Genomic DNA, 7,195 nt, shown 5'->3' on the forward strand with positions numbered 1-7,195 from the left:
CCCCCGCCCTCGCCGCCCCGACCGGCGAGATCCGTTACGCCTCCGCCCCGAACGCGATCAGCGGCAGCTACCTCGTCGTCCTCAAGAGCGACGCCGTCGGCGCCGCCAACACCCGCGCCGCCCGCAGCGCCGTGCCGGACCGCGCCGCCGCCCTCACCAAGCGGTACGGAGGCAGCGTCGGTGACGTCTACAGCGCCGCGATCACCGGCTTCAGCGCGAAGATGAGCGCCGCCCAGGCCCGTCGGCTGGCGGCCGACCCCGCCGTCGCGTACGTCGAGCAGGACCAGGTGCTGACGACCCAGGCGACCCAGACCAACCCGCCGTCCTGGGGCCTGGACCGCATCGACCAGCGCAACCTGCCGCTGAGCCGCAGCTACACGTACCCGAACACGGCATCGAACGTGCGGGCCTACATCATCGACACCGGCATCCGGATCACCCACACCGACTTCGGTGGCCGGGCGACCTGGGGCACCAACACCGTCGACAGCAACAACACCGACTGTAACGGCCACGGCACCCACGTCGCCGGCACCGTCGGCGGCACCGCGCACGGCGTGGCCAAGGGCGTCCGCCTGGTCGCCGTCAAGGTGCTCAACTGCCAGGGCAGCGGCACCACCACCGGCGTCGTCAACGGCGTCAACTGGGTGACCGCCAACGCCGTCAAGCCGGCCGTGGCCAACATGAGCCTCGGCGGCGGCGCCAGCAGCGCGCTGGACAACTCGGTGACCAACTCGATCAACTCCGGTATCACGTACGCGCTGGCCGCCGGCAACTCCAACGCCAACGCGTGCAACTCGTCGCCGGCCCGGGCCGCCGCCGGCCTCACCGTCGGCGCCACCACCAGCAGCGACGCCCGGGCGTCCTTCTCGAACTACGGCACCTGCGTGGACATCTTCGCCCCGGGCGCGAGCATCGTCTCGGCGTACCGGACCAGCGACACCGCCACCAGCAGCCTCAGCGGCACCTCGATGGCCGCGCCGCACGTGGCCGGTGCCGCCGCGCTGGTGCTCGGCGCCAACCCGTCGTACACGCCGGCACAGGTGGGCAGCTTCCTGACCAGCAACGCCACCACCGGGGTGGTGACCAACCCGGGCAGTGGTTCGCCGAACCGGCTGCTCTTCGTCGTCAACTGACGATCCGCTTTCCGCGTGGCCCGGTGGACCCCTGTCCACCGGGCCACGTCTCGTCGGTCAGGAGACCGGCGTCGTCAGCCGACCGGGAGCACCGGCGCGTCCACCGGTGCGGGGCCGGACGGCGCCGGCCAGGCGCGGGCCCTGCCCTCGACGTGGACGACCACCTCGGTGCCGACCGGCGCCGGATCCGCCCCGTCCCAGATCCGCGCGGTGACCCGGGTGCCGTCGGCCAGCCGCAGGGCGACCAGCGCGTCGTGGCCGTGGAAGTCGTGGCGCAGCACGGTGGCGGTCACCCCCGCCCCGCCCGGGGCGGGCGTCAGCCGCAGCTGCTCCGGCCGGACCAGCACGGTCACCGGGCCGTGCGCCGCGCCGACGACCGGCAGGGTCCCCAGCGGGGTGCGGGCGGTGTCCCCGGTGGCGACCGCCGGCAGCAGCACCGCCTCCCCGACGAACCCGGCCACCCACTCGTCGGCGGGTTCGCGGTACAGCGTGCTCGGGGAGGCCGCCTGCACCACCCGTCCGGAGCGCAGCACCACCACCCGGTCCGCCACCGACAGGGCCTCACCCTGGTCGTGGGTGACCAGCACCGCGGTCGCGCCGTCGGCCCGCAGCGCCTCCCGGATGTCGTGCCGCAGGCCGGCCCGCAGCCCGGCGTCGAGCGCGCTGAACGGCTCGTCCAGCAGCACCAGCGACGGCCGTGGGGCCAGCGCCCGGGCCACCGCGACCCGCTGCTGCTGGCCGCCGGAGAGCTGGTGCGGCATCCGGTTGCCGTACCCGGCCAGCCCGACCAGGGCCAGCACCTCGTCCACCCGGTCGCCGCGCCGGGCGGCCCGGTCCAGGCCGTACCCGATGTTGGCGGCCACGTTCAGGTGCGGGAAGAGGGCGCCCTCCTGCGGCACCACGGCGATCCGGCGGCGGTGCGCCGGCAGGTGGCGGCCCGGGCCGGCCACCTCCCGGCCGTCGACGCGGATGGTGCCGGCGTCCAGCCGCTCGAAGCCGGCCAGGCAGCGCAGCAGGGTGGTTTTGCCACAGCCGGACGGGCCGAGCACGGCGGTCAGCGCGCCGGCCGGGACGGTGAGGTCCACCCCGTCCAGCGCGGTCACCGGGCCGTACCGTTTTCCGACGCCCGCGAGCACGACCTCGCTCATCTGTCCTCCTTGTCGAGCAGGCCACCCCGGGCGGCCAGCCACCAGGTGGGCAGCGCCGAGATGGCCACCAGCAGCGCGGCGTACGGCGCGGCGGCGGCGTACGCCCCGACGGAGGTGGCCGTCCACAGCTCGGTGGCGAGGGTGTCGGTGCCGGTCGGGCGGAGCAGCAGGGTGGCCGGCAGTTCCTTCATGCCGGTGAGGAAGACCAGCGCCGCCCCCGCGCCGATCCCGGGCAGGGTCAGCGGCAGGGTGACGGTGCGCAGCACCGCCAGCGGTCCGCGCCCCAGCGAGCGGGCCACCTCCTCCAACCCGGGCGGGGCCTGCCCGGCGGCGCCGGCCACCGCGCCGACGGCCAACGGCAGGAAGAGCGTGGCGTAGGCGAGCGCCAGCAACCACGACGTCTGGTAGAGCGGCCGGGCCACGGTGATGCCGAAGAAGATCAGCGACAGCCCGACCACCACGCCGGGCAGCGCGTGGGCGAGGTAGGCGAGCCGGTCCAGCACGGTGGCCAGCGGGCCCGGGGCGCGGGCGGTGAGCAGCCCGAGCGGCAGGGCCAGCAGCATGGTCAGGGCGGCGCCGGCCAGCGACAGCCAGAGCGAGTTGCCGGCGGCGGCGGCGACCTCCGCCAGCGCGCCGGGGCGGGACACCCCGCTGGCCAGCCGGCGGGCCAGGCTGACCGCGGGCACCCCGAGCGCCAGCGCGGCGACGCCGAGCAGCGCCGCCAGGGCCGGCCAGCGGGCCGGGCCGAGCCGTAGCCGGGGGGCGGGACGGCGGGCTCCGCCGAGCCGGGCGTACCGGGCGCCGCGTCGCCGGGTCGCGGTCTCGCCGGCCAGCAGCAGCACGGTCAGCACCACCAGGACGCTGGAGAGCACCAGCGCGCCGGTGCGGTCGAAGCCCAGGTCGAAGGCGACGAAGATGGCCCGGGTGAAGGTGTCGGTACGCAGGATCGACACCGCGCCGAAGTCGGCCAGCACGTAGAGCGCGACCAGCAGCGCCCCGGCGGCGGTGGCCGGGCGGATCTGGCGCAGCGTGACGTCGGTGAAGGTGCGCCAGCCGCCCCGGCCCAGCGAGCGGGAGACCTCCTCCTGCGCCGGGTCGGCGCCCTTGAGCGTGGCGGCGACGGGCAGGAAGACGTACGGGTAGGAACAGAGGGTCAGCACCAGGGCCGCCGGCCAGAACCCTTCGAGGTGGTCGACGGTCGAGACCCAGGCGAACGCGGCGATGTAGGTGGGCACGGCCAGCGGCAGCGCGGCGAGCACGGCGAAGAACCGCCGTCCGGGCAGGTCGGTGCGGGTGACCAGCCAGGCCGCGGCCACCCCGAGCACCACGCAGGCGGTGGTGACCACGGCGGCCAGCCCGAGGCTGCGGGCCGCGAGCAGCCCGACGCGCCCGGTCCACAGCTGGGCGCCGAGCCGCCCGGCGCCGGCGTCGGCGGTGCGGACCGCGAGGTAGACCAGGGGGATCAGGGCCACGGCGACCGCGACGGTCGAGGCCGCGAGTAGCGCCGGGCGCGGGGCCAGCCGGCGCGCCGACCCGCGTACGCCGAAACGGGCCGGCCCGATCCGGGCCGGCCCCGCCTCGGGGGTGGTGGTGGTCATGCTCAGGGCACCAGGCCCGACTCCGTGATCATCTTGATGGTGGCGTCGAGGGTGTCCAGGTCGTTCAGGTCGATGTCGGGGGTGTCCAGGTCGGCCAGGGGCGGCACTCCGGCCGGTGCGGCGACCCCGGTCACGACGGGGTACTCGAAGGTCTGCTCGGCGAAGTACCGCTGCGATTCGGGGTTGAGCAGGAAGTCGACGAAGGCCTTGGTGTCCGGGTCCTCGGCGGAGCGCTTGAGCACCCCGACGCCGGCGACGTTGACCAGGGCGCCGGTGTCGCCGCCGGGGAAGAAGTGCAGCCTCACCTTGAGCCCGTCGGGCGTGGTGCCCCTCTCCTTGGCGACCTCGCCGAGGTAGTAGTGGTTCACCAGGCCGACCGGGATGGTCCCGTTGTCCACGTCCTCGACGATCTTGACGTTGTTGTCGCGGATCTGCGGCTCGTTGGCCTTGAGGCCGGCGAGGAAGTCCTTGGCCTTCTGGTCGCCGTGCTGCACCCGGATCGCGGTGACGAACGCCTGGAACGACGCGTTGGTCGGGGCGAGGCCGATCTTGCCCTTCCACTTCGGGTCGGTCAGCTCGAACACCGACCGGGGCAGCTCGGCGGCGGGCACGGTGTCGGCGTTGTAGGCCAGTACCCGGGACCGGGCGCTGACGCCCACCCACGTGCCGGTGCGGGCCCGGAAGTTCTGCGGCACCTTCTCCAGGTCGGCGGCGGGCAGCGGGGCGAACATGTCGCGCTTGGCGACCGCGCCGAGGGCACCGGCGTCCTGGGCGAAGAAGGCGTCGGCGGGGGACTTGTCGCCCTCCTCGAGGAGTTGGGCGGCGAGCTGCGCGGTGGTGGCGTACCGGGTCTTGACCGTGATGCCGGTCTGCTCGCTGAACCTGTCCAGCAGCGGCTTGACCAGGGTCTCGTTACGGCCGCTGTAGACCGTGATCGTCTTGTCGCCGGGCTTGCCCGGATCCCCGGCGTCGCCGCCGGAGCCGCAGGCGACCAGACCGAACGAGAGCAGCCCGGCGGCGGCGACGGCCGCGAGGGGCCTGCGGGCGGGGACGGGCACGGCGTACTCCTTCAGCTCGCTCGACGGGCGCTCCGCCGAACCGGCCTGAAGTTAGCACAGCCTAACCTCACACCGTATCGGGCCTGGTGGGGCGGGATGAACGACACACCGGTGGATCCCCGGACCCGGTGACCGGCCCGGTCGTGCCACAAGGCGGTGTGCCTTGCTCAGGACACCCCGACCGACGCACACGGAGTCCGACACATGCCGGGGCGGACTCCGCCGGAAGCAGGTCAGCGGCCGGTCGACCCGGCGGCGCCGGTGGTGTACGGCATCATCAGGACATGGCGCTGTCCCTGCCCATCGACCCCGCGGCGAACGACCTGCTCAACCGCAGCCCTCTGGCCCTGCTCGCCGGCATGCTGCTGGACCAGCAGATCCCCATGGAGAAGGCGTTCTCCTCCCCGTACGTGCTGGCCCAGCGGCTCGGCCACGACCCGGACGCCCGGGAACTGGCCGGGTACGACCCGGAGGCGCTGCTGGAGATCTTCGCCCGGCCGCCCGCGTTGCACCGCTTCCCGAAGTCGATGGCCGCCCGGGTGCAGGAGTTGTGCCGGGCGCTGGTCGACCGGTACGACGGCGACGCCGCCCGGCTGTGGGCCGACGCCGTCGACGGCGGGGAACTGCTGCGCCGTGTCGGTGAGCTGCCCGGATTCGGCCGGCAGAAGGCGCAGATCTTCGTGGCCCTGCTCGGCAAGCGGTACGACGTCCGCCCGGCGGGCTGGCGCGAGGCGGCCGGAGCGTACGGCGAGGAGAGCGCGTACCGGTCGGTGGCGGACGTGGTCGACCCGGAGTCGCTGCGCCGGGTACGCGAGTTCAAGCAGGCCGCCAAGGCCGAGGCGAGGGCCGCGAAGGGCTGACGGTGCGGCCCCACCCGCCGTCGGGGCCCGGGTGGCGCGCAGGTTCAGGCCGCGGTGGGTCGGGACAGTGACGCCAGCGCGCGCCGCACGTCGGCGAGCGAGACGGTGGCGGAGTCGTCCAGGTCGGCCAGCCCGGCCTCGATCCACTGTCGCATCAGGGTGGTGACCCCGATGCCCCGGGCCTCGGCGGCGGCCCGCACCCGCTCGTACGTCTCCAGGGGCAGGCGTACCGAGCGGCTGACCATCGGCACGTCGGTGTCGGGGGTGGGCAGTTCCGCCGGCTGGCTCTCGTCGATCAGCTCGGCGAGCGCGTCGCCGCCGTCGTGGAACCGCTTGGTCGCCTCGTCACGGTGCATGGTGACCGTCTCCTCGTCGCCGGTCCCTCCGCACCGCCTCGTCGTAGCGTTTCGCCTCGACGTCGCTCAGCTCGCGGGCGGAGAGGATGTCCCAGTCGTTGTCGGTGCCGTCGGCCTCGGTGAGCAGCACGGCCAGTCGTCGGCCGCGCCGGGTGGTCGCGTAGACGACCATGACGTCGTCGCCCAGGTGGCGGATCACCCGCCGGGTGCTGTGCAGGGCCTCCCAGACTTCCCCCGGCGCGACGTCGTAGACCCGCAGGTTGGCCAACGCCTCGGCGGTGAAGCTGAACCGGCTGCCCACGAGCGGAGCGTACCACGAGCGTGATACGCGTGTGATTCGAATGGATTGTCGCTGATCAAGGCCGGCCGGTGACAGGATGGGGCGTACCCCTCGAGGAGGTCCGTGGTGAAGCGTCAGGCGTACCAGCCGATCCTGATCACCGACGCCTCACGCAGCCAGGACGATCAGCTCAGCAGCCGGCAGAAGCGTTACGTGCTGATGATGGGCGTCCGGGTGGCCTGCGTGATCGTCGGCGCGATCCTGGTCGGCACGCAGGCCCCGCTGCTCTGGCTCTGGCTGCCGCTGGTCGCGCTCGGGATGATCCTCATCCCGTGGCTGGCCGTGCTGCTGGCGAACGACCGGCCGCCGAAGGAGCAGCACCGGCTGGCCGGCAGGTTCCAGCCGCGCCGGCGGGACGAGACGCCGCCGATGAGCCTGGCCGCCGAGGAGCACCCCCACAAGGTCATCGACGCCGAACCCTGACCGGCGTCGGGATTCCCGGGCGCGGTCGTCGCCCCCGGAAACCTCCGAACGGTCAGGCCACCGGCCGGGCGCCGACCAGCGAGACCGCCCGGGCGCCCAGGTCGCCGGCGCGGGTCAGCGCCGCCCGTGGCGCCGCGCCGGCCAGCCAGGCCGCCAGCAGTCCCGCCGCGAACGCGTCCCCGGCGCCGGTGACGTCGACCACCGCCACCCGCCGGGACGGCGTCACGGCCACCGTCGCGCTCCGGTCGCACCAGACCGCCCCGGCCCCGCCCCGCT

Annotated in this window: 8 protein-coding genes and 1 pseudogene; 3 read left to right on the forward strand and 6 right to left on the reverse strand. The window is 74.3% G+C overall.

Annotation, left to right across the window (positions count from 1 at the left end):
- Positions 1 to 1,127: pseudogene (locus E1165_RS27185) on the forward strand (S8 family peptidase); the annotation flags it as partial.
- Positions 1,128 to 1,210: 83 nt separating this feature from the next.
- On the opposite strand, the gene E1165_RS27190 reads toward E1165_RS27185, so the two are convergent.
- From E1165_RS27190 to E1165_RS27200, 3 genes are read right to left on the reverse strand one after another with little or no spacing between them, the layout of a single operon-like run.
- Entirely contained in the window at positions 1,211 to 2,284 is a 1,074-nt protein-coding gene (locus E1165_RS27190; RefSeq protein ID WP_132394566.1) for an ABC transporter ATP-binding protein, read from the reverse strand.
- The gene (locus E1165_RS27195) at positions 2,281 to 3,882 is read right to left on the reverse strand and encodes an iron ABC transporter permease (protein ID WP_132394567.1); all 1,602 of its coding nucleotides are present in this window, start codon (positions 3,880 to 3,882) and stop codon (positions 2,281 to 2,283) included. Before E1165_RS27195 ends, E1165_RS27190 begins: the two co-directional genes overlap by 4 nt.
- Before the next feature lie 2 nt (positions 3,883 to 3,884).
- Positions 3,885 to 4,940, reverse strand: coding sequence for an iron ABC transporter substrate-binding protein (locus E1165_RS27200; protein WP_132394568.1), 1,056 nt, complete (start codon positions 4,938 to 4,940; stop codon positions 3,885 to 3,887).
- A gap of 284 nt (positions 4,941 to 5,224) precedes the next feature.
- Here E1165_RS27200 and E1165_RS27205 point away from each other — a divergent pair, with 284 nt between their 5' ends.
- Complete coding sequence (locus E1165_RS27205; protein WP_132394569.1) at positions 5,225 to 5,800, forward strand: HhH-GPD-type base excision DNA repair protein; 576 nt, start codon at positions 5,225 to 5,227, stop codon at positions 5,798 to 5,800.
- 44 nt (positions 5,801 to 5,844) lie between these two features.
- Here E1165_RS27205 and E1165_RS27210 read toward each other — a convergent pair whose 3' ends face one another.
- Positions 5,845 to 6,156, reverse strand: a complete 312-nt coding sequence (locus tag E1165_RS27210; RefSeq protein ID WP_132182664.1) for a hypothetical protein — start codon at positions 6,154 to 6,156, stop codon at positions 5,845 to 5,847.
- On the reverse strand, positions 6,146 to 6,457 hold the full coding sequence (locus E1165_RS27215) for a hypothetical protein (protein ID WP_207917054.1): 312 nt from the start codon (positions 6,455 to 6,457) through the stop codon (positions 6,146 to 6,148). The genes E1165_RS27210 and E1165_RS27215 overlap by 11 nt, the downstream gene beginning before the upstream one ends.
- A 105-nt stretch (positions 6,458 to 6,562) precedes the next feature.
- Here E1165_RS27215 and E1165_RS27220 point away from each other — a divergent pair, with 105 nt between their 5' ends.
- A complete protein-coding gene (locus E1165_RS27220) occupies positions 6,563 to 6,919 on the forward strand; it encodes a DUF3099 domain-containing protein (protein ID WP_132394571.1) in 357 nt (118 codons plus the stop codon).
- A gap of 52 nt (positions 6,920 to 6,971) precedes the next feature.
- Here the strand turns inward: E1165_RS27220 and E1165_RS27225 are convergent.
- On the reverse strand, positions 6,972 to 7,195 hold a 224-nt coding region (locus E1165_RS27225), incomplete at its 5' end, for a PfkB family carbohydrate kinase (protein ID WP_165945339.1).

This window comes from Micromonospora sp. KC723 (assembly GCF_004348595.1).
In the GTDB taxonomy this organism is placed as follows: Bacteria; Actinomycetota; Actinomycetes; order Mycobacteriales; family Micromonosporaceae; genus Micromonospora.

What these genes read in the sequence shown, in the direction of transcription:
- E1165_RS27210 (WP_132182664.1), bottom strand. Translation starts at nt 6,156, where the DNA reads ATGCACCGTGACGAGGCGACCAAGCGGTTCCACGACGGCGGCGACGCG.
- E1165_RS27195 (WP_132394567.1), bottom strand. Translation starts at nt 3,882, where the DNA reads ATGACCACCACCACCCCCGAGGCGGGGCCGGCCCGGATCGGGCCGGCC.
- E1165_RS27205 (WP_132394569.1), top strand. Translation starts at nt 5,225, where the DNA reads ATGGCGCTGTCCCTGCCCATCGACCCCGCGGCGAACGACCTGCTCAAC.
- E1165_RS27190 (WP_132394566.1), bottom strand. Translation starts at nt 2,284, where the DNA reads ATGAGCGAGGTCGTGCTCGCGGGCGTCGGAAAACGGTACGGCCCGGTG.